Consider the following 24,017-nt stretch of genomic DNA (forward strand, 5'->3'; position numbering starts at 1 on the left):
ATGTTCTAAAGCGGTGCCCATGCTGCTGTCGCTCGCCATTCGTGATCTCGTGCTGATCGAGGCGCTCGACCTGGATTTCCATGCCGGGCTGGGCGTGCTGACTGGCGAGACGGGCGCGGGCAAGTCGATCCTGCTCGATGCGCTGGGCCTGGCGATGGGCGCGCGTGCTGATAGCGGATTGGTGCGCCAGGGGGCGGAACGCGCGCTGGTGATCGCCGGGTTCGATATCACCGGCCATGAGCGCGTCGCCGCAATCCTCAGCGATAACGACATTGCGCAGGAGCCGGGCGAACCGCTGCTGATCCGGCGGCAGGTGCGCGCCGATGGCGGCAGCCGCGCGTTCGTCAACGACCAGCCGGTATCGGCCGGGCTGCTGCGCGATCTGGGCGTGCAGCTGGTGGAAATCCACGGCCAGCACGACGATCGCGGGCTGATCAACCCCAAGGGCCACCGCGATCTGCTCGATGCCTTTGCCCGTTGCGATGTCGCAGGCGTGGCGGCGGCATGGCGCAGCTGGCAGGCGGCTGAGCGCGCTTTTGCCGATGCCAATGCCGCGATCGACACCGCGTTGCGCGACCGGGATCTGCTCGAGCACAATCTCGCCGAACTTGCCGCCTTCATGCCGCAGCCGGGCGAAGAGGCCGAACTCGCGGGTGAACGCGCCGCGATGCAGAAAGGCGAGCGGCTGTCGGGCGACCTTGCCGATCTGTTCGCGACCTTCGAAGGATCGAAGAGCGCGCTCGCCCAGCTACGCGGCGCGGCGCGCAAGCTCGACCGGATCGCCGAGGAGCATCCTTTGCTCAACGAGGCGCTGGAGGCGCTCGACCGCTCGGTGATCGAGGCCGACGATGCCGAGGCCAAGCTCCGCGCGGCGGCCGAGGCGCTGACCTATGATTCGGTGCGGCTCGACGAGATGGAACGCCGCCTGTTCGATCTGCGCGCGCTCGCCCGCAAGCATAACGTGGCGGGCGACGCGCTGCCCGATCTGCTCGCGCAAATGCAGGCGGACTGGGCCGCGCTTGAATCGGGCGGGGCGAACCTGACCGCGCTCGACAAGGCCCGCCACGCTGCAAAAGCCGCGTACGTTTCCGCTGCTGAGGCACTGAGCGCGGCGCGCGCGACGGCAGGCAAGGCGCTGGATAGCGCAGTGCAGAGCGAACTGATCCCGCTCAAGCTCGATGCCGCGCGCTTCCGCACTTTGGTCGACCCGCTCGATGAGTCGCGCTGGGGCGCATCGGGCATGGACCATGTCGAATTCCTCATCTCGACCAATCCCGGCAGCGATTTCGCGCCGTTGATGAAGATCGCCTCGGGTGGCGAACTCTCGCGCTTCATCCTCGCCTTGAAGGTCGCGCTGGCTGAACAGGGCGGTGCGGAGACGATGATCTTCGACGAGATCGACCGGGGCGTCGGCGGTGCGGTCGCCTCTGCCATCGGCGAGCGGCTGGCGCGGCTGGCGCGCACCACGCAATTGCTGGTCGTCACCCACTCCCCCCAGGTGGCAGCACGCGGCGCGCACCATCTGCTGATCGCCAAGACCAGCGACGGCACCGTCGCGCGCACCGGCGTCCGCCTGCTCGATGACGCCGACCGCAAGGAAGAAATCGCCCGCATGCTCTCGGGCGCGGAAATCACGCCCGAGGCCCGCGCACAGGCCGATCGGTTGCTGGAGCGGGTATAATGAAAGACGTCACGATGCTCACCGAAGCCGAAGCCGCGATCGAGCTGCAGCGGCTCGCGAAGAAGATCGCGCATCATAACCGGCGCTATCATGCCGAGGATTCGCCGGAGATTTCCGATGCGGATTATGATGCCTTGGTGCGGCGGAACAATGAGCTCGAGGCGGCCTTCCCGCACCTGATCCGCGCCGACAGCCCCAGCCGGATGGTGGGGGCTGGCGTCGAGGCCTCGCCGCTGACGAAGGTCCGGCACGAGCAACGGATGATGAGCCTCGACAACGGTTTTTCGGACGAGGACATTGCGGAATTCGTCGGGAGGGTGCGGCGGTATCTGGCGCTGCCCGAGGGCGAGGTGCTCGCGCTGACCGCCGAGGACAAGATCGACGGGCTGTCGCTTTCGCTGCGCTATGAAGAGGGTGTGCTGGTGCGCGCGGCGACGCGCGGCGATGGCGAGGTGGGCGAGGATGTCACCGCCAATGTGCGGATGATTGCGGATATACCGGAGGCCTTGGTCCCCTGCGACGGCAGGGGCCCATCTCCAACCGCAGGAGATGGACCCCTGCCGTCGCAGGGGATCGGCATGCCGAAGGTCTTCGAAATCCGCGGCGAGGTCTACATGTCGAAGGCCGACTTTACCGCACTCAACGCTGCGCAGGCCGAGCGTGGCGAAAAGCTGTTCGCCAATCCGCGCAATGCCGCCGCCGGGTCGCTGCGCCAGAAGGATGCCAAGGTCACCGCCGCGCGGCCCTTGCGCTTCCTCGCGCACGGCTGGGGCGTCGCGAGCGAGGTTCCGGGCGAAACGCAACACGTGGTGATGCAGGTGATTGCCGCGATGGGGGTGCCCATCTCGCCGTTGCTCCGGCGTATCGAAAGCCTCGACGACCTGCTCGCACATTACCGCGAGATCGAACGCATCCGCGCCGATCTGCCTTATGATATCGACGGTGTGGTCTACAAGGTCGACCGGCTCGACTGGCAGGCGCGGCTGGGCTTTGTCGCCAAGGCGCCGCGCTGGGCGCTGGCGCACAAGTTCCCCGCCGAGCGCGCCGAGACGACCTTGCAGGCGATCGATATCCAGGTCGGGCGCACCGGCAAGCTGACCCCGGTCGGGCGGTTGACCCCGGTAACCGTCGGCGGCGTCGTCGTCTCGAACGTCACGCTGCACAACCGCGACGAGATCGCGCGGCTGGGCGTGCGCCCCGGCGACCGCGTCGTCGTCCAGCGCGCGGGCGATGTCATCCCGCAGGTGGTCGAGAACCTGACACGCGACGAAGTTCGCGAGCCCTATGCCTTCCCCGATCATTGCCCGGTCTGCGCCAGCGAGGCGGTCGCCGAAGAGGGCGAGGTCGATGTGCGCTGCACCGGCGGGCTGATCTGCGCCGCGCAGAAGCTCGAGAGGCTGCGTCACTTCGTCAGCCGCGCCGCGCTCGATATCGATGGCCTGGGCGAACGCACGATCGCCGAGTTTCTCGACGCCGGGCTGATCGACCGACCCGGCGACATCTTCCGGCTGAAGAAGCACCGCAGTGCGATCCTCGCGCGCGAAGGCTGGCAGGAAAAGTCGGTCGACAACCTGCTCGCCAGCATCGAGGCGCGGCGCGGGGCAGACCCGGGGCGCTTCCTGTTCGCGCTCGGTATACGCCATGTCGGATCGGTGACCGCGAAGGATCTGGTCAAGGCGTTCGGCAGCGCCGAGGCGGTGGGAGCTATCGGTCACCGGCTGGCATCAGGTGAGGTCGAGGCCGTGGCCGAGGTCACCAGCATCGACGGCATCGGCCCTGCGGTCGCCGAGGCGCTGGGCGATTTCTTCCACGAGCCGCACAATGCCGAACTGTTCGATGACCTGATCGCCGAAGTCCGCCCCGCCCCCTTCGTCTCCACCGCGCGCGAGACCGAGTGGAGCGGCAAGACCATCGTGTTCACCGGCAAGCTCGAGACGATGAGCCGCGATGAGGCGAAGGCGCAGGCCGAACGGCTGGGCGCAAAGGCCGCAGGATCGATCTCCGCCAAGACCGATCTGCTGGTCGCAGGCCCCGGTGCGGGATCGAAGCTCAAGAAGGCGGCGGAATTGGGTGTGCGCGTGGTCGATGAGGCCGAATGGGCGGAAATCATGGCTTCTGCATGATGCCATGATCGGGTCTCAATCCGTCTTGCTGAACTTGCTTCAGCATCCATGGTGCGTCCAGGCTAGGTTCTCGAGCATCGGAACATGGACCCTGAAACAAGTTCAGGGTAACGAAAAAGACTAGGCGTGTCGAATCCGCCTCTGCCCGTTCGTCATGGGGATGGAACGCCCGGTTGGTGCGGCGTTCGACCCGAGGAGACACGATGATGCAGTACATGCTGACGATCCATGAGGACGAAAGCGTCTATGCCGGCCCCAACGGCGAGGCGATACTGGCCGACACGCTCGCCAAGCATATGGCGCTGGCCGAGGCTCTGGTGGCCGCCGGGGTGCGCTTTTCGGGCGAGCGGCTGAAGCCTGCCGCGACCGCCACCACTATCCGCTGGGACCATGGCACACACCAGGTGCACGACGGGGCGTTTTCTGAAAGCCATGAGGAGCTGGGCGGCTTCTACATCATCGACGTCGCCGATCTCGACGAGGCGCTGTCGTGGGCCAAACGCATCGCCATTCCCGGCAAGGGCGCGGTCGAGGTGCGTCCGGTCTGGCCGATGGACGACGCCGACGCATGAGCGCCGAAGGCGGGCCGGGCGCAGCCATCATTGCTGCACGGCCCGCCGTGGTCGCCGCGCTCGCAGCCCGATTCCGCGACCTAGACCTGGCCGAAGACGGCTTTGCCGATGCTGCCGAATTGGCGCTGCGCCAGTTTGCGCACGCGCCATTGCCCGGCAACATGGCGGGCTGGCTGCATGTCGCAGCGCGGCGGCGGGTCATCGACCGGCTGCGGCGAGACGGGCGACTGGCGCGGATCGTCGAGCAGGGCGCGCCTGGGATGGATGCGCAGGACATGGCTGTCACGTCGCTTTTCGACGAGCAAATCCATGACGAGCGGCTGCGGCTGATCTTCATCTGCTGCCACCCCGCGATCGCGCCGGATACCCGCGCCGCGCTGACACTGCGGATTGTCTGCGGCGTGCCGACCGAGCGGATCGCGGCTGCCTTCCTGATGGCAGTGCCCGCGATGTACCAGCGGCTGACCCGCGCCAGGGCCAAGATCCGCGAGGCGCGCGTCCCGTTCGAAACTCCGCCGCCCCATCTGTGGGGCGAACGGCTGTCAGCCGTGCTGGCAACGCTCGAGATCGGCTATGCGCTGGCCTACCAGGACGCCGCTGCCAGCGAACCGACCGCCGATCTGGGGCCGGAGGTACTGCGGCTGGCCATGATGCTGGCAGAGCTCTTGCCCGACGATCCTGAAGTTCTGGGCCTGGCGGCGTTGGTGCAACTGGCCGAATCGCGCCGCGCTGCCCGGGTCGATGCAACCGGGTGCATGGTGCCGCTGAGCGAGCAGGACGCCACGCACTGGAATGGCGCCTTGATCGCCTCGGCAACACGCTTGATGCAGCGCGCGGCCAATTTGGGTTGCAGCGGTCCCTACCAGGTCATGGCGGCGATCCATCTCACGCACGCCCGCCGCCGCGCCGAAGGCTGGACCGACTGGGACGCGATCCTGAGGCTCTATGATGTGCTGCTGGCGATGCGGCCCGGGGCCGTCGTGGCGATCAATCGCGCGATCGCGCTTGGGCGGGTGGCCGGAGCAGATGCCGCGCTGGCTGCGCTTGACGTGCTCGATGCGGCGGCGCTCACGACCTATCGGCCATGGCACGCCGCGCGCGCGCACCTGCTGGCGGCGACCGGCGATTTAGTTGGAGCGCAGGCGAGTTATTGCGCCGCGCTGTCGCTCAATCCGCCGCGCGCCGAGCGGCTGTATCTTGAGGCGGCCCTTCAGGAAACCAGCGCATGACATGATGCTCCGCCGGGGTCCACGCGCCGATGCGCACCCCGATGGCGCGCAGATGGTCGCCGGTCCACACATTGCAGCTGTTGACCAGCGAATAGCGACCGCGCCCGGCATAGAACACGTCATCGCCGCCATAGCCGGGGATCGGGGTCAGCGGGCCTGTGTCGGGCACGGCGACGCTTTGCATCAGCCGCGTGGCCAGCGTACGATAGGCGGCGTGGCTGATCACCAACCGCCGGGCGTAGCGTCCCTCGGCGGGTCTGGTCATGTGGTAGACGTGGATCAGCGTCGCATCGCTGCCGATCGCCGCGCGCGCCATCGTCAAAGGGTCAAGATCCTGCCAGCGCGGCGTGCCGAGATAGAAATCGCGCTCGCCCCAGCTGATCGCGACATGATCGGTGGCTCTGGTGGCGTGATGGCGCGGGTCGCTGACGTCGGTGGGCGGAAACAGCGCGTGCCAGTCGATGCCCTCGGCCTGCGCGGGCAGGATGAAGCCGGTGTGAAAGCCGTTGGTTTCGACATAGATCGTGATGCCGTCATCGGGTTCGCGCCAGCCGGGGTTGGTGCCAGCAAGTCCGCCCGCTTCCCCCGCGGCAAAGGCCAGCCCTGCAAGCAGAAACAGCCAGCCCAGAACGATGCGGGCCAGCCGCATCAGGCGCTTATCCCGCTTTCGACCATCGTGTCCCGCGCTTGCGCAGGCGCAGCACCGTCCAGTCGCCCAGGTCCAGCCGTTCGGCGAGACGGAACCCCTGGGCACGATAGGCGCGCGCGACCGCGTCTGCCTGTGTGCCGAGCAGGCCGGACAGCACGGCCTGACCCTGCGGCAGCGTCACGGCTGCGACATCGAGCGCCAGATCGATCAACGGCCCTGCCAGGATATTGGCAATCACCAGATCATAAGGCGCGCGGCGCTGCAGATCGGCGTCGTCCAGACCCTCGGCGATGAACATCGCCAATGTGCCCTGGCGCTGGCCCAGTTCCACGTCATTGCCTGCGGCATTGTCGGCCACGGCGGGCCCGCACACCGGGTCGATATCGCTGGCGGTTGCATAGGCACGCGGCCACAGGTGCATCGCGGCAAAGGCGAGCAAGCCGGTGCCGGTGCCAATATCGATATGGCTGCGCACCATGTGCCCGCGCCGCTTCATCGAATCGAGCATCATCAGGCACCCGCGCGTCGTGTTGTGATGACCGGTACCGAAGGCGAGGCTGGCCGGGATGCAGAAGTTGCGGACGCCGGCCTCGGTCGAGGCGGGCATTTCGGGCGTGTGGACACAGAAACGTCCCGCGCGGATCGGCTCGAGCCCGGACTGGCTCATCGTCACCCAGTCGGCATCGGGCAGCCGCTCGGGCTTCAGCTTCATGCCATCGGCGCTGGGCACCAGGTCGCGCAGCCGCCGGATCCAGCGCGCTTCGGGCTTCTGCGTGAAATAGCCGTGAAGGGCCCAGCTGCCTGGCTCTTGCGGATCGGCATAAGCGTCGACCTCGCTCGCCACCAGGCTGGGGCTGCCAAAGGCCGTATCGTCCAGATCATCGGCTTCGGTAACTGCCTGCGCTTCTGCCAGCGTGCAGGGGATGGTGACTTTCCAGTTGTCCAACGTTGTTCTTCCTAATGGCTGAGCGTCAGCCGTCACCGCATCGTGTAGTGGAAAAGGGCGGAAAATGCCAACCTTGCCATGGCCAGGCTGCCGATGGCCCCTGCTATCGCACGTAACTCGCGCCATTCACGTCAAGCACCGCGCCGGTCATCGATGGCGGCGCGTCGATGGCGCAGAAGGCGGCCATGGTGGCGACCTCGTCGGGCATGGCGACGCGGCCGAGCGGGATATCGGCGAGCAATTTGTCTCCGCCGCGGCTGGAGAGATAGTCGTCCGCCATGCCGGTCATGGTGAAGCCGGGGCAGATGGCGAAGGCATAGATGCCCTGCGCGGCGTAGGCGCGGGCGATCGACTTGGTCATCGCAACCATGCCGCCCTTCGACGCGGCATAATGCCAGTGCGCGGGGCTGTCGCCGCGATAGGCGGCACGACTGGCGATGTTGACGATCCGCCCTTCGTTGCCGGTGTCGATGAAATGCTGCACCGCGAGCCTGCAAAGCTGCGCGCTGGCGGTGAGGTTGATCGTCATCGTCTCGTCCCATCCGGCCAGCCATTCGGCATCGCCGCGCTCGATGGGGTTGGGCACGAAAATGCCTGCATTATTGATCAGCACATCGATCCGGCCGTCGAGCAGGTCGAGTGCTTCGTTCCACAGGCTGCCAGGCCCGCGAAAATCGCTGAAATCTGCGCCGACAAGATCCCATTCGGGGCTGTCGGGGCTGTCATCGGGGAAATCGCGGCTGGCGTGGCCGACAACGCGGTGGCCTGCTTCATGGAGCACGTCGGCGATGGCGCGACCGATGCCACGGCTGGAGCCGGTGACGAGAATGTTCTGTTCGACGCTGATCATGGCCAGGACCATATCGTGCGCGCACGGCGCGGTCCACTGCCGGGTCCACTGCCGGGCAATGCACGATCTGCGATTGGTCGCGCGTCAGGCGCTCCTGGCGAGGCCGGTTTCGTCGGCGAAGCGTTCCGACCGGTTGCGAAGCTCGGCCAGATGGTCCTGCATCCGGCTGAAGCCGGCCCCGACCTTGTCCATCTCGCTGGCAAGGCCTTCGGTGTCCATGCGGATCGTGCCGATGGTGTTCGACATCGAATCGGCAGCCAGCGCGGTCTCATCAACCGCAGCGGTGATGATGGTGACGGTCTGCGCCTGGATCTCCATCGCCTCGCGGATGCGGTCGGCGCTGACCTGCACCTCGCTGACGGTGGCGCGCACCGAATCGTTGGATGCCACGGTATCGCGCGTCGCCTGCTGGATCGCGGTGATCTTGTGTGCGATGTCATCGGTGGCGCGGGCGGTCTGGTTGGCCAGGCTCTTCACCTCCTGTGCCACCACCGCAAAGCCGCGGCCGGCATCGCCGGCACGGGCGGCCTCGATCGTGGCATTGAGCGCGAGCAGATTGGTCTGTCCCGCGATATCGCGGATCAGGCTGAGAATGGATTCGATCGACTCGGCATGGGTCGAGAGGGTTTGCGTGCTGTCCACGGCATGGCCTGCCTCGCGCGAGGCGCGTTCGGCAATATCGGTGGCAACCTCGACCTCGCTGCGCGCATCCTCGATCGCGCGGATCAGGCCTGCGGCAGTTTGCGCTGCCTCGCGCATGGCGATGGCCGACTGTTCAGCAGCGGCTGCAACCTCTGATGATCGGCCCAGCATCTGCCGGGCAGCCTCTGAGGCGGCAACGACCTGGCATTGCAGGCCGGTGCCCAGATGCGATGCCTGTTGCAGATCGCCTTCCACCGTTTGCTTGAAGCTGGCCGTCTGGGCGATGCGGATCTCCAGCGCCTCTTTCTGAGTGATGGTATTGATTGCAAACGACATGATCTCCGCCTCGATCACCATCACCTGCGCCGTGGCGCGAGCCAGTGTATGGTATTGGTCGGAATTGTCCTTGAGCTTCTCGGCCATCTTGCGGATGGCAAAATCATGCGTGTGGGCTTGCGCAGCCAGGAGCTGCCACATCGGAATGCCGAGCTTGCGGGCCTGCAGGGCATGCGCAAAGGCCATTTCCACCCAGCCCTGACCGGCCAGATTGCTCAGCTTTTCCCTGGTGTATCTGCGGCTCGCCTCAATGTGGCGTTGCCTGAAGCTGGCAACGTCCTTGGTCTTGCTGGCCAGATCGGCAACGGTCGCATAATGGTCCCAGAAGACCTCGGCGATGGCATCCTCCTCGTCCCTCAGCAATTCCATGGCCTGGTGCGCATGCCGGGGAAGATCACCGGCGGCGTCGAAAGCCGCCAGCCGTCTGGCGATCGACAGCTCGTGCGCCACGGACTGGTAGAGCGCCTTGAAAGCGGCCGTGCCATTGGGATCGTTGCTCTGCTCTGCCATGCTGACCTCGTGGGAACCTGGGGTAGTCGAGCCATCGGCATATGCGCACATGGTTAACGCGGCGTTATCGCCGCGACGGCCTGCGTGCGACGATCTGCAGCCCCGGCGACAACGCCCGCCGCGCAAGCGCGCGAGCATAATCAACAATTGCATCACGACGGCAATCGGCTAAACAGGCGCCGGACGCAATTTCGACTGTCAACATGACCGCATTACCGGGGGATACCATGGCAAAACCATCGGGCAGGCCGCTGTCGCCGCACCTTTCCATCTGGCGCTGGGGGCCGGCGATGCTCGTCTCCATCCTGCATCGCGCAACCGGCGATGGCATGGCCATACTGGGCGGCATTCTGCTCGTTGGCTGGCTGATGGCGCTCGCCAGCGGCCCGGAAAACTACGCCTGGTTTGTCGGTCTAGCGACGAGTCCGATCGGCTATCTGCTGATGATCGGCCTGTCCTGGGCATTCTTCCAGCACATGCTCTCCGGCCTTCGGCACTTCGTGCTGGATATCGGCGCGGGCTATGAGGTCGATCGCAACAACCGCTGGGCGGCCTTGCTGCCGGTGCTGGGCGTGCTGCTGACCGCAATTTTGTGGGCGATCATCTTTTTCGTCTGACGTTTTGACCTATTTACGTAAGCGCAGGGCGTATTCGCCTGCGCGGGGAGACGACCATGGGTAGTGGCACGAGAATTGGCAAGGTTCGCGGGCTGGGATCGGCGAAAACCGGGACGCATCACTGGGTGATGGCGCGGGTCACCGCCGTCAGCAATCTCATCTTGATGCTGTGGTTCATCGCATCCCTGATCAGCTTGCCGGCCCTCGATCATGCGACGGTGACCGCATGGCTTTCGTCGCCCTTGTCGGCCACCGCGATGATCCTTCTGCTGATCACTGTCTTCTATCACCTGCGCCTGGGGCTGCAGGTGCTGGCCGAAGACTATGTGCATGATCACGGAATGAAGTTCGGCGTGATCCTGCTGCTCAATTTCTATGCCATCGCCGGGGCCGCCCTCGGCATCTTTTCTGTCGCACGCATTGCCTTTGCCGGAGCCGCAAGCTGATGTCTGAAGCCTACAAGATCATCGACCACGTATACGACACGGTTGTCGTCGGGGCAGGCGGATCGGGTCTGCGCGCCACCATGGGCAGCGCAGAAGCGGGGCTGAAAACTGCTTGCATCACCAAGGTGTTCCCCACCCGCAGCCACACGGTGGCAGCGCAGGGCGGCATCGCGGCAAGCCTGGGCAATAATTCGCCCGATCACTGGTCGTGGCACATGTACGATACCGTCAAGGGATCGGACTGGCTGGGCGACCAGGACGCGATCGAATACATGGTGCGCGAAGCACCTGCCGCCGTTTACGAGCTGGAGCACGCAGGCGTGCCGTTCAGCCGCAACGACAATGGCACCATCTACCAGCGTCCGTTCGGCGGCCACATGCAGAACATGGGCGAAGGCCCGCCGGTGCAGCGCACCTGTGCCGCTGCCGACCGCACCGGTCACGCCATGCTGCACGCGTTGTACCAGCAGTCGCTGAAGTACGATTCGGACTTCTTCATCGAATATTTCGCCATCGACCTGATCATGGAAGACGGCGTGTGCCGGGGCGTGATCGCCTTGTGCATGGAAGATGGGTCGATCCACCGTTTCCGCAGCCATGCCGTGGTGCTGGCCACCGGCGGTTCGGGTCGCTGCTATTTCTCCGCCACCTCGGCGCACACCTGCACCGGTGATGGCGGCGCGATGGTGCTGCGCGCCGGCCTGCCGCTGCAGGACATGGAGTTCGTTCAGTTTCACCCGACCGGCATCTACGGCGCAGGCGTGCTCATCACCGAGGGCGCGCGCGGCGAGGGCGGTTACCTCACCAACTCCGAAGGCGAGCGCTTCATGGAGCGCTATGCGCCGTCCGCCAAGGATCTGGCCAGCCGCGACGTCGTCAGCCGCTCGATGGCGGCTGAAATCCGCGAAGGTCGCGGCGTCGGCAAGGAAAACGACCATATCTACCTGCACCTTGACCATATCGACGAGAAGGTGCTGGCCGAGCGTCTGCCCGGGATCACCGAGACCGGCAAGATCTTTGCCAATGTCGACCTGACCCGCCAGCCGCTGCCGGTGGTGCCGACGGTGCACTACAACATGGGCGGCATTCCCTGCAATTATCACGGCCAGGTCGTCACCATCAAGGATGGCGATCCCGATACCGTGGTCCCCGGCCTCTATGCCGTAGGCGAAGCTGCCTGCGTGTCGGTGCACGGTGCCAACCGCCTGGGCTCGAACTCGCTGATCGACCTCGTGGTGTTCGGCCGTGCGACCGGCCATCACCTTCGCGACACGATCAAGCCGGGCAGCGCGCACAAGGCACTGCCGAAGGACTCGGCGGACATGTCGCTGGCGCGTCTCGACCACTTCCGCAACGCCAAGGGCGGTTCGCCCACCGCGCAGATCCGCATGGAGATGCAGAAGACGATGCAGAAGCATGCAGCCGTGTTCCGCGACACGCAGCTGCTGTCCGAAGGCACTGCACTGATGCAGAACGTCAACAAGCGGATGGAGGATGTCCATGTCTCGGATCGCTCGCTGATCTGGAACACCGACCTCATCGAGACGCTCGAACTCGACAACCTGCTCAGCCAGGCCGTGTGCACCATCGAAAGCGCGCACAGCCGCAAGGAAAGCCGCGGCGCGCACATGCACGAGGATTATCCCGAGCGCGACGATGCCAACTTCATGAAGCACACCGTCAGCTGGTTCGAAGGCTGGGGCGGCAAGGGCGGCAAGGTCACCCTCGATTTCCGCCCGGTGCACGAATACACGCTGAGCGACGAGATCGACTACATCAAGCCCAAGAAGCGGGTGTATTGATCGGATAGATTTGCCTTCGGGCGATGGGTTCACATTCGGGGCGGGATGATGCTGATGAGGCATGATCCCGCCCCGATGTGCATTGGACGCCCAGGTCTAGAGATGGCGGTTGATGTTCATGCGTTCGTGCAGGATGCGGACAACGGACACTGTGTAAGCTTCGACGACATAGAAGACCAAATGGTGACCGCTTGATAGCTTGCGAAAATGCGAGCCATCGATGTGAAGCAGCTCGTGCCGCATTGGAAAATCCGCGAGCGTCTCAATATCGGCACGAAGCGCAGCGACATAAAGTCGCGCCTGCCGTGCTCCCCATTGCTTCTTGGTATAGACAGCTATCGCATCAAGGTCGCGTCCGGCAGCGGGACGCAAAAGAACCTTATGCGACATCGCCAAAATGCCGATCCATGAACTCATCCCAATCGAAAGGTTCAGCAGGCCCGCTATCGATGCCCTCCTGGATCGCAGCCCGGAGCGCCTGAAGCTTCAGGTCCTCCGCCATGAACCGCCGCATGGCTTCACGTACGACCTCGCTGGTCGAACCGAACTCACCGGATTCCACCTTGCTCCTGGCAAATTCCTGAAACGGCGCGCCCAGCACGATTGACGTGTTCCTGCTCATGCGGGTTTTGTACCAAATCCTGGTAGCAACGCCAATCCAGTTCAAAACGCGCTACGGTAATCTTTTGCTCGCAGCCTCATAGACCAGATTGCGGTCCCGCCGCCCCACAGCGATCACGACAATTGTGATGCGCTCGTCTTCCACCTGATACACCAGACGATAGCCAGCCTTGCGCAGCTTGATCTTGTAGCAGTGGGGCATCCCATGCAGACGCGCTGAAGGTACGTGCGGATTGCCCAGGCGCTCGGCCAGCTTCTTCTTGAACTGGCTCTTTATTGTCGGCGCGAGTTTGGCCCATTCGCGCGAGGCAGCGCCCAGAAACTCAAGCTCATAGATCTTCAATGCGCACCTTGATGCGTTCTTGATCCTCGCTCAGCCGCTGGCGGACGATCTCGGCCAGCTCCATGTCTTCCAGCCGCTCCATCAATGCGGCCCAGGCCTTGGCGGGGACCAGATAGGCGGCGGGCGTATTGCGGTTAAGCACGGCAAGCGGAAAGCCATTGGCCGCCTCGATCGCTGCGCTGGGGTTCTTCTTCAAATCACTGATGCTGATGCTGCGGTCAGCCAAAATATCGTGGATCATGACCCAATAATAGGTCGTTTAACAGGTCGCGTCAATCTGGCCCGCACCCAAACAAAAAACCGGCCGGAAGCGCGATGCTTCCAGCCGGTCTTTCAGCATCACGGGCAAGCCCGCGACGCTAGCAGCGAACTGCTAGTCTCAGTTGTCGCCGGTGATGAAGTCGGGCAGGCCAGCGTCGCCGCCGGTGTTGCCGCCTTCGCCGCTTTCTGCACGGCCGCGGCCACGGCCACCGCCGGTACGCTCGCCACCGCGATCACCGCCGCCCGAACGGTCACCACCGCGACCACGTCCACCATCGCCGTCACGACGGGGGCGACGGTCGCCGCGATCACCACGGTCGCCACGTTCACCGCGCTCGCGCGGTTCGCGGGCGGGGCGGGTGTCTTCCAGCTCTTCACCGGTTTCCTGATCGACGACGCGCATCGACAGGCGGACCTTGCCGCGCGGATCGATCTCGAGAACCTTGACCTTCACTTCCTGGCCTTCGGTCAGGACGTCGGTCACCTTCTCGACCCGCTCATTGCGGATTTCCGAAACGTGGACCAGGCCGTCCTTGCCGCCCATGAAGTTCACGAACGCGCCGAAATCGACCATGTTCACGACCTTGCCATTGTAGACCTTGCCGACTTCGGCCTCTTCCACAATGCCCAGGATCCACTTCTTGGCGGCTTCGATCTGGTTGACGTCGGACGAGCTGATCTTGATCAGGCCTTCGTCGTCGATGTCGACCTTGGCGCCGGTTTCAGCGACGATCTCGCGGATCACTTTGCCGCCGGTGCCGATGACTTCCCGGATCTTCGACTTGTCGATCTGGATGGTCTCGATGCGCGGAGCATGCGCCGAAAGCTCGGTGCGGGTGCTGTCGAGCGCCTTGGCCATTTCGCCCAGGATGTGCGCACGGCCTTCCTTGGCCTGCGCCAGCGCCTGCGCCATGATCTCGCGGGTGATGCCGGCGATCTTGATGTCCATCTGCATCGTGGTGATGCCTTCGGACGTGCCAGCCACCTTGAAGTCCATGTCGCCGAGGTGATCTTCATCACCCAGGATGTCGGACAGAACGGCAAATTCGGTGCCTTCGAGGATCAGGCCCATCGCGATCCCCGATACCGGACGCTTGAGCGGAACGCCTGCGTCCATCATCGAGAGCGAACCGCCGCACACCGTGGCCATCGACGAAGAGCCGTTGGATTCGGTAATGTCGGACAGAACGCGGATCGTGTAGGGGAACTCGTCCTTGGTGGGCAGCACGGGGTGCAGCGCACGCCATGCGAGCTTGCCATGGCCGACTTCACGACGACCCGGCGCGCCGAAGCGACCGACTTCACCGACCGAATAGGGCGGGAAGTTATAGTGCAGCATGAAGCTCTCGTACGACAGGCCGGTCAGGCCGTCGATCATCTGCTCGCTGTCCTTGGTGCCCAGCGTGGTGGTGCAGATCGACTGCGTTTCACCGCGGGTGAACAGCGCCGAACCATGGGTGCGGGGCAGGAAGCCGACCATCGCTTCGATCGGACGGATCTGCGTGGTGGTACGGCCATCGATGCGGCTGCCGTCCTTGAGGATGGCACCGCGCACGATTTCCGCTTCCAGCTTCTTCATCAGCTTGTTGGCGGCCATCTGGTCCTGCGGTGTGGCGTCGGCAAATGCTGCCTTGGCCTTGGCGCGAGCTTCGTTGAGCGCGTTCGAGCGGGCCGACTTGTCGGTCAGCTTGTAGGCTGCGGCAATGTCGTCACCGATGAGGTCGCGCAGCTTCTGCTTGGCAGCCGAGAGATCAGCCTGAGCGGCCATTTCCCAAGGCTCCTTGGCAGCCTGCTCGGCCAGCTTGATGATCGCACCGACGATGTCGCGGCACGCTTCATGAGCGAATTCGACCGCGCCCAGCATGACCTCTTCGGAAAGCTCCTTGGCTTCCGATTCGACCATCATCACGGCGTCGTGCGTGGCGGCGACAACGAGATCGAGCTCGCCGGCCTTGACCTGCTCCATCGACGGGTTGAGCTGATATTCGCCTTCGGCATAACCGACGCGGACTGCACCGATCGGGCCCATGAAGGGCACGCCCGAGAGCGTCAGCGCAGCCGATGCTGCGATCATCGCCACCATATCGGGCTCCGATTCGCCGTCAAACGACAGGACCTGTGCGATCACGTTGATTTCGTTGTAGAAACCTTCGGGGAACAGCGGACGGACGGGGCGGTCGATCAGGCGGCTGGTCAGCGTTTCCTTTTCGGTCGCGCCGCGCTCACGCTTGAAGAAGCCGCCGGGGATGCGGCCTGCTGCGGAGAATTTTTCCTGATAGTGAACGGTCAGCGGGAAGAAATCCTGGCCTTCCTTCACCGATTTGGCGGCGGTCACGGCGCACAGCACCACGGTTTCGCCATAGGTGGCGAGCACAGCGCCATCGGCCTGACGGGCAATACGGCCCGTTTCGAGCTTGAGGGTCTTTCCGCCCAACTCGATTTCTACAGTCTTTACGTCAAACATGGATTTTCCTTATCGAACCCGATGCGCCCTATTGCGGACCGGGGCCTCTTCTGGTGCCAGACTGACCGGTCTGGCGCGGTTCGGGGCTGTTCTGCTGCCCCGGCTGGCCTTCATCCGCCTCATTGCGGGGAAGGTCCGTGAGTGCCGCGCCCGGCAAATTTCAGGGGCGCGGATAAACGAACGGCCCCGCTGGGGGGCCGTTCGAGAATTCTTACTTGCGAAGACCCAGCTTGGCGATCAGGTCGCTGTAGCGGGCGGCGTCCTTCTTCTTCAGATAGTCCAGCAGCGAGCGCCGCTTGTTGACCATCATCAGCAGGCCGCGACGCGAGTGGTTGTCCTTGTGGTGCGCCTTGAAGTGGTCGGTCAGGTTGTTGATGCGCTCGGTCAGGATCGCGACCTGTACCTCGGGCGAACCGGTATCGCCGGCTTCGCGCGCATGTTCCTTGATGACTTCTTCTTTGCGTTCTGCGGTAATCGTCATGTGTCTTTTGTCCTCGAACATCTATCCAAAGTTGAAGCCACGCACGACCCGGAGCTCATGGTCCGAAAGCGAAACGAGTGCGAGTGGAGTGCCATCACTCCCACGCCCCCAATATCGCCCATCGTGTGCGGCAATCCCGGTCACGACCTGCCCCATCTGGAGCCGCCTTGCCTGATCGGGAGTGAGGTCTAGAGCCGGGATGTCGTCCAGCCCTGCCTCGAATGGCAAGATTATGTCTTCTGCGGCCGCGCCTTGGCCGATTTTGGCCAACATGTCCAGCGAAATCGCCTGCGCAAGGCCGAACGGCCCGGCCTGCGTCCTGCGCAACATGGTGACATGGCCGACGGTATCCAAGGCCTGCGCGATGTCGCGGGCGAGGGAGCGGATATAGGTGCCCTTGGAGACCAAGGCGGTGAGGGTGATCTCTTCGATCGCTCCATCGCCGGGTCCCTTGCGCAGGCAGGGGCCCATCACCTGAGCGTCTGCGTCGGGTGCACCGTCCGGAGATGGGCCCCCGCCTTCGCGGGGGAGCGGGGAAGGTGCGTGGATGGTGAGCCTGTGCACCGTCACCGCCCGGCTCGCCAGCTCCACGTCTTCGCCCGCGCGCGCGAGATCGTACGCGCGCTTGCCGTCCACCTTCAGCGCCGAGAAGGCCGGCGGCACCTGTTCGATCGGCCCGGTGAAGCGCGGCAGCACCGCCTCGATCTGGTCCAGCGTCGGTCGCACATCGCTGTGCGCCACCGGCTTGCCCTCGACATCGAGCGTGTCGGTCTGCACCCCGAAGGCAATCGTGAAGTCATAGGTCTTGTCGCCGTTGAGCATCTGGCCGGTGAGCTTGGTCGCCTCGCCCAGCGCAATCGGCAGCACGCCGGTCGCCAGCGGGTCGAGCGTGCCGCCATGGCCGACCTTGACCTTGCCATGCCCCCCGGCGCGAAACGCGCGTTTGACCGCGGTCACCGCGTCGGTCGAGCCCAGCCCATAGGGCTTGTCCAATATGATCCATCCGTGCATCGTCAGCGCCGTTAGCAGCCTTGGCCTGCTTAACCAAATGCCAACGCGGCTTTGTTAACTCCCGGTGCCATGACCAACCGCCCGATCCTGTCGCTTGAACTCAACGAACTGTGCGCGCCCTTGCTCGATCGCTGGATGGCGGACGGATCGCTGCCCAACTTCCGGCGGCTGCACGCGCGCAGCCATGTCTTCGAGACTCAGGCCGACACGCACAGCCCCGAAGAGCTGGAGCCCTGGATCCAGTGGTACTCGATCCACACCGGACTTTCATATGACCAGCACAAGGTGTTTCGCCTGACCGACGGCCGCGGCGCTGCGCATCGCGACATCTGGCAGACGGTCAGCGATGCAGGGTCTGCGGTGATGAACTTCGCCAGCATGAATGCGCGGCCGTTCGCCAGGCCGGGATCGTTATATGTCGGCGATCCGTGGAGCGAGCAGGGCGATGCCTTTCCGCCCGAGCTCAATATCTACAACCGCTTTGTCGGCCACAATGTCCGCGAATATTCCAATGCGGCGAAAAGGCTGTCAGCCACCGATTATGCCGCGTTCCTGCGCTTTGCACTGACGCATGGGCTGTCGGCGGCGACGGTGCTGCGCATCACCTCGCAACTGGCGGGCGAAAAGCTGGGCAAGGCCGGCAGCCATGCGCGCGTCGCGATCCTCGATGCGCTGCAGTACGACGTGTTCTCGCATTATTACCGCCGCATCCGCCCGCGCTTTGCCAGCTTCTTCGCCAATTCGGTCGCCCATCTGCAGCACAGCTATTGGCGGCACATGGATCCCGATTCGTTCACGGTGAAACCGGGTGCGGAAGAGACCGCGCGCTATAAATCCGCGATCTATGACGGCTATGTCGCGATGGATGCCATGGTCGGGCGGTTCATCGATCTGGCGGAAAAGCACGATGCAATGATCGTGTTCCAGACCGCGCTCAGTCAGCAGCCGTTCGCGCGCTACGAGAACCAGGGCGGCCAGCACTTCCTGCGGCTGCGCGATCACAAAGCGTTTCTGGCGCGGTGCGGCATCGTCAGCCGGTCGGCGGACCCGACGATGACGCACCAGTACATGCTGCGCTTCGACAGCCAGAAGGCGCGCGCTGCGGCCAAGGCCCGGCTCAAAGCGTTCACGCTCGCCGATGGCTATCAGGTGTTCGCCACCCGCGACGATGGCGATGCGGATGCGTTGTACTTCGGGTGCCAGATCAGCTGGCAGATCGATGCCGAAACCGCGATGACCGACACCGCCACTGGCGAGGCGATCACCATCGGGTCGCTGCTGTACGCAATGGAGGGCGTGAAGAGCGGCTGTCACAGCCCTTCGGGATCGCTGTGGATCGCGACCGGCGCACATGTGAAGCATACGCAAGCGGTGTCGATCCTCGATATCTACCCGACGATGATGGATCTGATGGAGTTACCGGCTCCCGATGCCGACCGGCGTGGACACAGCCTGGCGGGATTGCTCAGCGCACGCGCCGCCGCCTAGGGCTTTGGGCTCGGCCACTCGTCCTTCAAAAGACTGAACACATAGGTATCGCGGACATGACCGGTCCAGGTGATGCGGTTGCGGCGCAGGATGCCCTCCTGCTGCGTGCCCAGCTTCAGCACGGCAGCGCGGCTGCGCAGGTTGCGGGAATCGACGCGGAACTCGATCCGCTCGAACCCGCAGGCGAAGGCATGATCGATCATCAGCCGCTTCATGGTGCGGTTGATGCCATTGGGGCCGCGCACCGAAGGCTCGATATAGGTGCCGCCGATTTCGAGCGCGCGATTGGGCAGGTCGGGGCTGATATAGCTGGTCATGCCCACCACCTCGCCGTGATGCAGCACGGCAAAGCGCACCCAGCCGGGATAGGCGCGGTATTGCGCCATCGACGGGTCGAAATGCTCGCCCAGCATCGAGACCGGATAGATCTGCCAGATGTCATGATCGCGCGCGCAGGCTGCGCGCAGAGGTTCGATATGGCGCGCGGCCAGAGGCTCGAGCCGAACATCGCCATCTTCCAGAAGGGTCTCCAGCGCATTCATGCCATTTTTGCCATGAAGTGCTTGCGGCACAAGGCGATGTAGCGGTCGTTGCCGCCGATCTCGGTCTGCGCGCCGGTCTTCACCGCCTGGCCGCTGTCGTCGACGCGCAGGTTCATCGTCGCCTTGGCGCCGCACTCGCACACCGCTTTCAGCTCAACGAGGTGATCGGCGATCGCCAGCAGCTGCGCGCTGCCGGGGAAGAGCTCGGCCTGGAAATCGGTGCGCAGGCCATAGCACAGCACCGGGATCTTGAGTTCGTCACAGATGCGCGCGCACTGGAAGACCTGTGGCTTGGTAAGGAACTGGGCCTCATCGACCAGTACGCAATCGAGCGGCGCGGACGCAAGGTCGAGCGCGACGGCTGCGAAGATGTCGGTTTCCGCCTCGAACAGGTGCGCAGGCGCCTGCAGCCCGATCCGCGAGGTGATCTGCCCGGTGCCGAAACGGTCGTCATGCGCCGCCGTCCACAGCATCGCGCGCATGCCGCGCTCCGCGTAATTGAACGCCGCCTGCAAAAGCGTGGAGGATTTGCCCGCATTCATCGAGGCATAGTAGAAATAGAGCTTGGCCATCAGGGAGCTTCTCGAAGAGTGTCGATCAGGACAGGGCTTTTTTCCCCGGCATCGCGGGCAATGCTTTTGTCGAAAGTTGCAAAAACCGGGGCTGCGCCCGCAGCGGCCACGAGATGCATCATATCGGCCCAATCCGCACCTTGGCGATACCGCTCGATCGCCCAACGCACAGATGGCTGTTTATCCACCTGCGCATGTTCCAGGTCGATAACCTTTTCGAGCATGCTGCCAACGATGGGCCTTGGAATGCGCAACGCCTTTTCCAAGACCCAGCCGAGCTCCGTCAGTACCGTCAGCGAGACATGCGCGGGTTCGCTCAACACCTTCAAGGCGACTGGCGTCTGGACAGGATCATCGCCGAGCAGCCAGCGTGCCAGAATGTTGGTATCAACGGCGCGCACAGCGTCAGCGAGAGAAAGCCACGTCCATGTCGGGATCATCGACATCGGGCGACCAGCTTAGCTTTTCGATCGGTATCGGCGGACCTTCATGCTGGTACATCTGCCGCAGCTCTCTCGTTGCTTCCTCGATCGTTTTCTTTTTTGGTCGAGTGGCGGGGCGAAGCATCACACCGTCGCCCATCGGGATGACTTCCAGATCATGTCCCTGAACCCAACCCAGCCGATCCCGAACGTCCTTCGGGATCACGATCTGGCCTTTGGCCGAGAGGCGGGTAACGTCGTTCATCTGCACAGAATACGTCTTACCCGGTAAGACGTCAATCTTCGGCCACGTCCTCGCCCGTATCCTTGCCCAGATCCTGCGCCACCTTGGGCGCGCTGAGCAGCTTGTCGATATGGCTGCCGGTGTCGAAGCTGTCATCGCCGAGAAACTTGAGCTTGGCCGCATATTTGGTGCGGATACGCGCGGCGACTTCCTTCTGGAAATAGGCGGTGTTGGTGCGCAATGCCTTCAGCACCACCTCCTCGTCCTTGCCCAGCAGGGGTTTCACGAACACGGTTGCGTGGCGCAGGTCGGGGGACATGCGCACTTCGGTGATCGAGATGGTGGTTGCGGTCAGCACCTTGTCGTGCACCTCGCCCCGCGCCAGCAGCTCGGAGAGCACGTGGCGCACCTGTTCGCCCACGCGCAGTACGCGCACGGAACGCCCTTCGGGGCTGGTATCGTTATGCTTGGCCATAATGTCCTTTCACGACGCCCCGCCGCCTGCGATCCATGGGATCAGCAGGCGGCGGAGGTCACGAATTACAGGGTCCGGTCGCGCATTTCGACGTCGAACGTCTCGAGGATATCGCCCGGCTTGATGTCGTTCGTATCCTGCAGCACGACGCCGCATTCCAGACCCGTGCGCACTTCGGCGACATCGTCCTTGAAGCGACGCAGCGAGGCGATGACCGTCTTGCTGACGATGACATCGTCGCGCGTGATACGGGCATACAGCCCCTTGCGCATGATGCCGTCGGTGACCAGCAGACCGGCTGCCTTGTCCTTCTTGCCCGCGGGGAAGATTTCCTTGATCTCCGCACGGCCGACGATGGTTTCGATGCGCTCTGGGCCGAGAACCCCGGCCATCTCGCCGCGAATATCGTCGAGCAGGTCATAGATGATGTCGAAATACTTGAACCGAACGCCATCGCGCGTCGCCAGCGCCCGTGCCTGCGCATTGGCGCGGACATTGAAGCCGATGATCGGTGCGTTGGACGCCTTGGCCAGGGTCACGTCGGACTCGGTGATGGCACCCACGCCAGCGTGCAGCACGCGGGCCTTGATGTCGTCGGTCGAGATCTTGTTGAGCGCGGTAACGATCGCTTCGACCGATCCCTGCACATCGCCCTTGACCAGCACCGGATATTCCTTGGCGCGGTTGGCGGCGAGCGAAGAGAACATCGTGTCGATATTGGCCGGTGCCATCGTCGTGCGCTTCTCGAGCGCCTTCTGGCGGCGGTAATCGGCGACTTCACGCGCGCGCTGCTCGTTTTCGACCACGGTCAGCTTGTCGCCCGCAGACGGCACGCCGGTGAGGCCCAGAACTTCGACAGGCTCCGAGGGACCTGCAGAATTGACCTGCTTGCCCTTGTCGTTGATCAGCGCCCGGACCTTGCCCGACTGTTCGCCGACGACGAAGATGTCGCCCTTCTTGAGCGTTCCGCGCTGCACCAGGACGGTCGCCACGGGGCCGCGTCCCTTGTCCAGCTTGGCCTCGATCACCACGGCTTCTGCCGCGCGATCGGGGTTGGCCTTCAGTTCGAGCAGTTCGGCCTGCAGCAGGATCTTGTCGACCAGCCCTTCGAGGTTGATCTTCTTGAGCGCGGAAACTTCCACGTCCTGCACTTCACCCGACATCGCTTCCACGATGACTTCGTGCTCGAGCAGGCGTTCGCGGATCTTCTGCGGGTTGGCACCATCCTTGTCGACCTTGTTGATCGCCACGATCATCGGCACGCCGGCCGCCTTGGTGTGGTTGATCGCCTCGATCGTCTGCGGCATCAGGCCGTCATCGGCCGCCACCACGAGGATGACGATATCGGTGACATTGGCACCGCGCGCACGCATTTCCGAGAAGGCCGAGTGGCCCGGCGTGTCGAGGAAGGTGATCTTGTCGCCCGATGCCACCTGCACCTGATAGGCGCCGATATGCTGGGTGATGCCGCCGGCTTCGCCAGCAACCACATCGGTGCCGCGCAGGGCATCGAGCAGGCTGGTCTTGCCGTGGTCGACATGGCCCATGATGGTGACGACAGGCGCACGCGGCGACAGCGTCTCATCGGCATCGACATCGGCGTCATGATCGATTTCCACATCGGAATCCGACACGCGGGTGATCTTGTGGCCGAATTCCTCGACCAGCAGTTCTGCGGTGTCCTGATCGATCGCCTCGTTGATGGTGACCATCATGCCCAGCTTGAACAGCGACTTGACCAGATCGGAACCCTTTTCGGCCATGCGATTGGCCAGTTCCTGGATCGTGATCACTTCGGGCACGACAACGTCACGCACCTGCTTGGGCTGTGCATCGCGGCTCTGGCCGGACATGTGCAGGCGACGCTCCTTGTCGCGCGCACGCTTGAGCGCGGCGAGGCTGCGGGCACGGGCACCGCCATCGCCTTCGTTCAGCGCCTTGCTGACGGTCAGCTTGCCCGACTGGCGACGGTTGTCGACAACCTTGGCACCGGTCGTCTTCTTAGGCTTGATTTCCGGACGCGGGGCAGGGGCCACCGGCGTAAAGCGACGCGGCGGCGGAGCAGCGCGGGGCGCTTCGGCGGCGGGCTTGGCCTGCTCGGTCGCTGCCGGGGCAGGTTCTGCGCTGGCTTCGGTCGCGGCAGGGGCGGGCGCGGCCTGAACCGGTTCTGCTGCTGTTGCTTCAGCCGGGGTTTCGACAGGAGCCGGCGCTTCGGCAGCCTTGCGCTGTTCTTCCGCACGGCGACGGGCTTCCTCGGCGGCGCGCTGCTTTTCCTCAGTCTCGCGGCGACGAGCGTCTTCCAGCGAGTTGAGACGCGCTTCTTCCGCCTCGCGCAGCAGTCGTTCCTGCAGCTCGCGGCGGCTGGCCATCGTGGTCGGCTGCGGGCGAGGTGCCGGCGGTGGCGGCGGCGGAGCGGCTGCAGCAACAGGTGCGGGCGCAGGTGCCGGGGCGGGCGCAGGAGCAGGGGCGGCGACAGGCGCATCGCCCGGCTTGCCGACGAGCTTGCGGCGCTTCACTTCGACCACGACCTTGTTGGTGCGGCCATGGCTGAACGTCTGTTTGACTTCGCCTGCCTCGACAGAACGCTTCAGCCCCAAAGGCTTGCGACCCAGGGTCGGCTTGTTTTCGGTATCTTCACTCATCGAACAGACTCAATCCTCAATAAATACGTCACGTCGGGCGATGCGCTG

25 protein-coding genes are annotated in these 24,017 nt (G+C 64.2%); 8 read left to right on the plus strand and 17 right to left on the minus strand.

The genetic code is table 11. From position 1 onward, the window contains the following. The first annotated feature begins 19 nt into the window (after positions 1 to 19). The 4 genes from recN to D618_RS0114710 all read left to right on the plus strand — a co-directional run bounded on the left by recN (position 20) and on the right by D618_RS0114710 (position 5,605). A complete protein-coding gene (gene recN / locus D618_RS0114695) occupies positions 20 to 1,681 on the plus strand; it encodes a DNA repair protein RecN (protein ID WP_017672295.1) in 1,662 nt (553 codons plus the stop codon). Further along, on the plus strand, positions 1,681 to 3,804 hold the full coding sequence (gene ligA / locus D618_RS0114700) for an NAD-dependent DNA ligase LigA (RefSeq protein ID WP_017672296.1): 2,124 nt from the start codon (positions 1,681 to 1,683) through the stop codon (positions 3,802 to 3,804). The genes recN and ligA overlap by 1 nt, the downstream gene beginning before the upstream one ends. Positions 3,805 to 4,007: 203 nt before the next feature. Next, the gene (locus D618_RS0114705; RefSeq protein ID WP_017672297.1) at positions 4,008 to 4,376 is read left to right on the plus strand and encodes a YciI family protein; all 369 of its coding nucleotides are present in this window, start codon (positions 4,008 to 4,010) and stop codon (positions 4,374 to 4,376) included. Beyond that, positions 4,373 to 5,605 carry a DUF6596 domain-containing protein gene (locus D618_RS0114710; RefSeq protein WP_017672298.1) on the plus strand — a complete coding sequence of 411 codons (1,233 nt, stop codon included), beginning with the start codon at positions 4,373 to 4,375 and terminating at the stop codon, positions 5,603 to 5,605. Before D618_RS0114705 ends, D618_RS0114710 begins: the two co-directional genes overlap by 4 nt. Here D618_RS0114710 and D618_RS0114715 read toward each other — a convergent pair. The 4 genes from D618_RS0114715 to D618_RS0114730 all read right to left on the minus strand — a co-directional run bounded on the left by D618_RS0114715 (position 5,544) and on the right by D618_RS0114730 (position 9,538). Beyond that, positions 5,544 to 6,254: a TIGR02117 family protein gene (locus tag D618_RS0114715; RefSeq protein WP_017672299.1), complete on the minus strand. Its 711-nt coding sequence runs from the start codon at positions 6,252 to 6,254 to the stop codon at positions 5,544 to 5,546. The two genes, D618_RS0114710 and D618_RS0114715, sit on opposite strands and share 62 nt — an antisense overlap. A gap of 7 nt (positions 6,255 to 6,261) precedes the next feature. Continuing rightward, a complete protein-coding gene (locus D618_RS18590) occupies positions 6,262 to 7,200 on the minus strand; it encodes a 50S ribosomal protein L11 methyltransferase (protein WP_017672300.1) in 939 nt (312 codons plus the stop codon). A 103-nt stretch (positions 7,201 to 7,303) separates the two neighbouring features. Next, on the minus strand, positions 7,304 to 8,062 hold the full coding sequence (locus D618_RS0114725) for an SDR family oxidoreductase (protein ID WP_238550689.1): 759 nt from the start codon (positions 8,060 to 8,062) through the stop codon (positions 7,304 to 7,306). 72 nt (positions 8,063 to 8,134) lie between these two features. Then, the gene (locus D618_RS0114730; protein WP_017672302.1) at positions 8,135 to 9,538 is read right to left on the minus strand and encodes a methyl-accepting chemotaxis protein; all 1,404 of its coding nucleotides are present in this window, start codon (positions 9,536 to 9,538) and stop codon (positions 8,135 to 8,137) included. Positions 9,539 to 9,765: 227 nt separating this feature from the next. Here D618_RS0114730 and sdhC point away from each other — a divergent pair, with 227 nt between their 5' ends. From sdhC to sdhA, 3 genes are read left to right on the plus strand one after another with little or no spacing between them, the layout of a single operon-like run. Then, complete coding sequence (gene sdhC, locus D618_RS0114735) at positions 9,766 to 10,155, plus strand: succinate dehydrogenase, cytochrome b556 subunit (protein ID WP_017672303.1); 390 nt, start codon at positions 9,766 to 9,768, stop codon at positions 10,153 to 10,155. Between the two features lie 56 nt (positions 10,156 to 10,211). After that, entirely contained in the window at positions 10,212 to 10,601 is a 390-nt protein-coding gene (gene sdhD / locus D618_RS0114740; RefSeq protein ID WP_026091719.1) for a succinate dehydrogenase, hydrophobic membrane anchor protein, read from the plus strand. Next, a complete protein-coding gene (gene sdhA, locus D618_RS0114745; RefSeq protein WP_017672305.1) occupies positions 10,601 to 12,403 on the plus strand; it encodes a succinate dehydrogenase flavoprotein subunit in 1,803 nt (600 codons plus the stop codon). The genes sdhD and sdhA overlap by 1 nt, the downstream gene beginning before the upstream one ends. Before the next feature lie 96 nt (positions 12,404 to 12,499). Here sdhA and D618_RS0114750 read toward each other — a convergent pair whose 3' ends face one another. The 7 genes from D618_RS0114750 to truB form a co-directional block, all read right to left on the minus strand. Next, positions 12,500 to 12,820: a type II toxin-antitoxin system RelE/ParE family toxin gene (locus tag D618_RS0114750; protein WP_081590540.1), complete on the minus strand. Its 321-nt coding sequence runs from the start codon at positions 12,818 to 12,820 to the stop codon at positions 12,500 to 12,502. Further along, on the minus strand, positions 12,783 to 13,070 hold the full coding sequence (locus D618_RS0114755; RefSeq protein WP_238550690.1) for a type II toxin-antitoxin system ParD family antitoxin: 288 nt from the start codon (positions 13,068 to 13,070) through the stop codon (positions 12,783 to 12,785). The genes D618_RS0114750 and D618_RS0114755 overlap by 38 nt, the downstream gene beginning before the upstream one ends. Before the next feature lie 6 nt (positions 13,071 to 13,076). After that, positions 13,077 to 13,367, minus strand: a complete 291-nt coding sequence (locus D618_RS0114760; RefSeq protein WP_017672308.1) for a type II toxin-antitoxin system RelE/ParE family toxin — start codon at positions 13,365 to 13,367, stop codon at positions 13,077 to 13,079. Further along, positions 13,354 to 13,608, minus strand: a complete 255-nt coding sequence (locus D618_RS0114765; RefSeq protein ID WP_017672309.1) for a type II toxin-antitoxin system prevent-host-death family antitoxin — start codon at positions 13,606 to 13,608, stop codon at positions 13,354 to 13,356. The genes D618_RS0114760 and D618_RS0114765 overlap by 14 nt, the downstream gene beginning before the upstream one ends. Before the next feature lie 138 nt (positions 13,609 to 13,746). Beyond that, complete coding sequence (gene pnp, locus D618_RS0114770; protein ID WP_026091720.1) at positions 13,747 to 16,092, minus strand: polyribonucleotide nucleotidyltransferase; 2,346 nt, start codon at positions 16,090 to 16,092, stop codon at positions 13,747 to 13,749. A gap of 211 nt (positions 16,093 to 16,303) precedes the next feature. Continuing rightward, on the minus strand, positions 16,304 to 16,573 hold the full coding sequence (rpsO, locus tag D618_RS0114775; RefSeq protein ID WP_026091721.1) for a 30S ribosomal protein S15: 270 nt from the start codon (positions 16,571 to 16,573) through the stop codon (positions 16,304 to 16,306). 21 nt (positions 16,574 to 16,594) lie between these two features. Next, the gene (truB, locus tag D618_RS0114780; RefSeq protein WP_017672312.1) at positions 16,595 to 17,584 is read right to left on the minus strand and encodes a tRNA pseudouridine(55) synthase TruB; all 990 of its coding nucleotides are present in this window, start codon (positions 17,582 to 17,584) and stop codon (positions 16,595 to 16,597) included. 69 nt (positions 17,585 to 17,653) lie between these two features. Here truB and D618_RS0114785 point away from each other — a divergent pair, with 69 nt between their 5' ends. After that, positions 17,654 to 19,072 (plus strand): hypothetical protein, encoded by a 1,419-nt coding sequence (locus D618_RS0114785; protein WP_017672313.1) that lies wholly within the window; start codon positions 17,654 to 17,656, stop codon positions 19,070 to 19,072. On the opposite strand, the gene D618_RS0114790 is transcribed toward D618_RS0114785, so the two are convergent. From D618_RS0114790 to infB, 6 genes are all read right to left on the minus strand, one after another. Next, positions 19,069 to 19,614: a GNAT family protein gene (locus D618_RS0114790; protein WP_017672314.1), complete on the minus strand. Its 546-nt coding sequence runs from the start codon at positions 19,612 to 19,614 to the stop codon at positions 19,069 to 19,071. The two genes, D618_RS0114785 and D618_RS0114790, sit on opposite strands and share 4 nt — an antisense overlap. Beyond that, complete coding sequence (locus D618_RS0114795) at positions 19,611 to 20,186, minus strand: thymidine kinase (protein WP_017672315.1); 576 nt, start codon at positions 20,184 to 20,186, stop codon at positions 19,611 to 19,613. The genes D618_RS0114790 and D618_RS0114795 overlap by 4 nt, the downstream gene beginning before the upstream one ends. Next, positions 20,186 to 20,632, minus strand: coding sequence for a type II toxin-antitoxin system VapC family toxin (locus D618_RS0114800; protein WP_081590541.1), 447 nt, complete (start codon positions 20,630 to 20,632; stop codon positions 20,186 to 20,188). Before D618_RS0114800 ends, D618_RS0114795 begins: the two co-directional genes overlap by 1 nt. Continuing rightward, complete coding sequence (locus tag D618_RS0114805; protein WP_017672317.1) at positions 20,592 to 20,873, minus strand: AbrB/MazE/SpoVT family DNA-binding domain-containing protein; 282 nt, start codon at positions 20,871 to 20,873, stop codon at positions 20,592 to 20,594. Before D618_RS0114805 ends, D618_RS0114800 begins: the two co-directional genes overlap by 41 nt. 31 nt (positions 20,874 to 20,904) lie before the next feature. Further along, positions 20,905 to 21,327 carry a 30S ribosome-binding factor RbfA gene (gene rbfA, locus D618_RS0114810; RefSeq protein WP_017672318.1) on the minus strand — a complete coding sequence of 141 codons (423 nt, stop codon included), beginning with the start codon at positions 21,325 to 21,327 and terminating at the stop codon, positions 20,905 to 20,907. A 65-nt stretch (positions 21,328 to 21,392) separates the two neighbouring features. Continuing rightward, on the minus strand, positions 21,393 to 23,969 hold the full coding sequence (gene infB, locus D618_RS0114815; RefSeq protein ID WP_017672319.1) for a translation initiation factor IF-2: 2,577 nt from the start codon (positions 23,967 to 23,969) through the stop codon (positions 21,393 to 21,395). Positions 23,970 to 24,017 lie beyond the last annotated feature (48 nt).

Source organism: Blastomonas sp. AAP53, from assembly GCF_000331245.1.
In the GTDB taxonomy this organism is placed as follows: Bacteria; Pseudomonadota; Alphaproteobacteria; order Sphingomonadales; family Sphingomonadaceae; genus Blastomonas.

What these genes read in the sequence shown, in the direction of transcription:
- recN (WP_017672295.1), top strand. Translation starts at nt 20, where the DNA reads ATGCTGCTGTCGCTCGCCATTCGTGATCTCGTGCTGATCGAGGCGCTC.
- ligA (WP_017672296.1), top strand. Translation starts at nt 1,681, where the DNA reads ATGAAAGACGTCACGATGCTCACCGAAGCCGAAGCCGCGATCGAGCTG.
- D618_RS0114705 (WP_017672297.1), top strand. Translation starts at nt 4,008, where the DNA reads ATGATGCAGTACATGCTGACGATCCATGAGGACGAAAGCGTCTATGCC.
- D618_RS0114710 (WP_017672298.1), top strand. Translation starts at nt 4,373, where the DNA reads ATGAGCGCCGAAGGCGGGCCGGGCGCAGCCATCATTGCTGCACGGCCC.
- D618_RS0114715 (WP_017672299.1), bottom strand. Translation starts at nt 6,254, where the DNA reads ATGCGGCTGGCCCGCATCGTTCTGGGCTGGCTGTTTCTGCTTGCAGGG.
- D618_RS0114725 (WP_238550689.1), bottom strand. Translation starts at nt 8,062, where the DNA reads ATGGTCCTGGCCATGATCAGCGTCGAACAGAACATTCTCGTCACCGGC.
- D618_RS0114730 (WP_017672302.1), bottom strand. Translation starts at nt 9,538, where the DNA reads ATGGCAGAGCAGAGCAACGATCCCAATGGCACGGCCGCTTTCAAGGCG.
- sdhC (WP_017672303.1), top strand. Translation starts at nt 9,766, where the DNA reads ATGGCAAAACCATCGGGCAGGCCGCTGTCGCCGCACCTTTCCATCTGG.
- sdhD (WP_026091719.1), top strand. Translation starts at nt 10,212, where the DNA reads ATGGGTAGTGGCACGAGAATTGGCAAGGTTCGCGGGCTGGGATCGGCG.
- sdhA (WP_017672305.1), top strand. Translation starts at nt 10,601, where the DNA reads ATGTCTGAAGCCTACAAGATCATCGACCACGTATACGACACGGTTGTC.
- D618_RS0114750 (WP_081590540.1), bottom strand. Translation starts at nt 12,820, where the DNA reads ATGAGTTCATGGATCGGCATTTTGGCGATGTCGCATAAGGTTCTTTTG.
- D618_RS0114765 (WP_017672309.1), bottom strand. Translation starts at nt 13,608, where the DNA reads ATGATCCACGATATTTTGGCTGACCGCAGCATCAGCATCAGTGATTTG.
- pnp (WP_026091720.1), bottom strand. Translation starts at nt 16,092, where the DNA reads ATGTTTGACGTAAAGACTGTAGAAATCGAGTTGGGCGGAAAGACCCTC.
- rpsO (WP_026091721.1), bottom strand. Translation starts at nt 16,573, where the DNA reads ATGACGATTACCGCAGAACGCAAAGAAGAAGTCATCAAGGAACATGCG.
- truB (WP_017672312.1), bottom strand. Translation starts at nt 17,584, where the DNA reads ATGCACGGATGGATCATATTGGACAAGCCCTATGGGCTGGGCTCGACC.
- D618_RS0114785 (WP_017672313.1), top strand. Translation starts at nt 17,654, where the DNA reads ATGACCAACCGCCCGATCCTGTCGCTTGAACTCAACGAACTGTGCGCG.
- D618_RS0114790 (WP_017672314.1), bottom strand. Translation starts at nt 19,614, where the DNA reads ATGAATGCGCTGGAGACCCTTCTGGAAGATGGCGATGTTCGGCTCGAG.
- D618_RS0114795 (WP_017672315.1), bottom strand. Translation starts at nt 20,186, where the DNA reads ATGGCCAAGCTCTATTTCTACTATGCCTCGATGAATGCGGGCAAATCC.
- D618_RS0114800 (WP_081590541.1), bottom strand. Translation starts at nt 20,632, where the DNA reads ATGTCGATGATCCCGACATGGACGTGGCTTTCTCTCGCTGACGCTGTG.
- D618_RS0114805 (WP_017672317.1), bottom strand. Translation starts at nt 20,873, where the DNA reads ATGAACGACGTTACCCGCCTCTCGGCCAAAGGCCAGATCGTGATCCCG.
- rbfA (WP_017672318.1), bottom strand. Translation starts at nt 21,327, where the DNA reads ATGGCCAAGCATAACGATACCAGCCCCGAAGGGCGTTCCGTGCGCGTA.
- infB (WP_017672319.1), bottom strand. Translation starts at nt 23,969, where the DNA reads ATGAGTGAAGATACCGAAAACAAGCCGACCCTGGGTCGCAAGCCTTTG.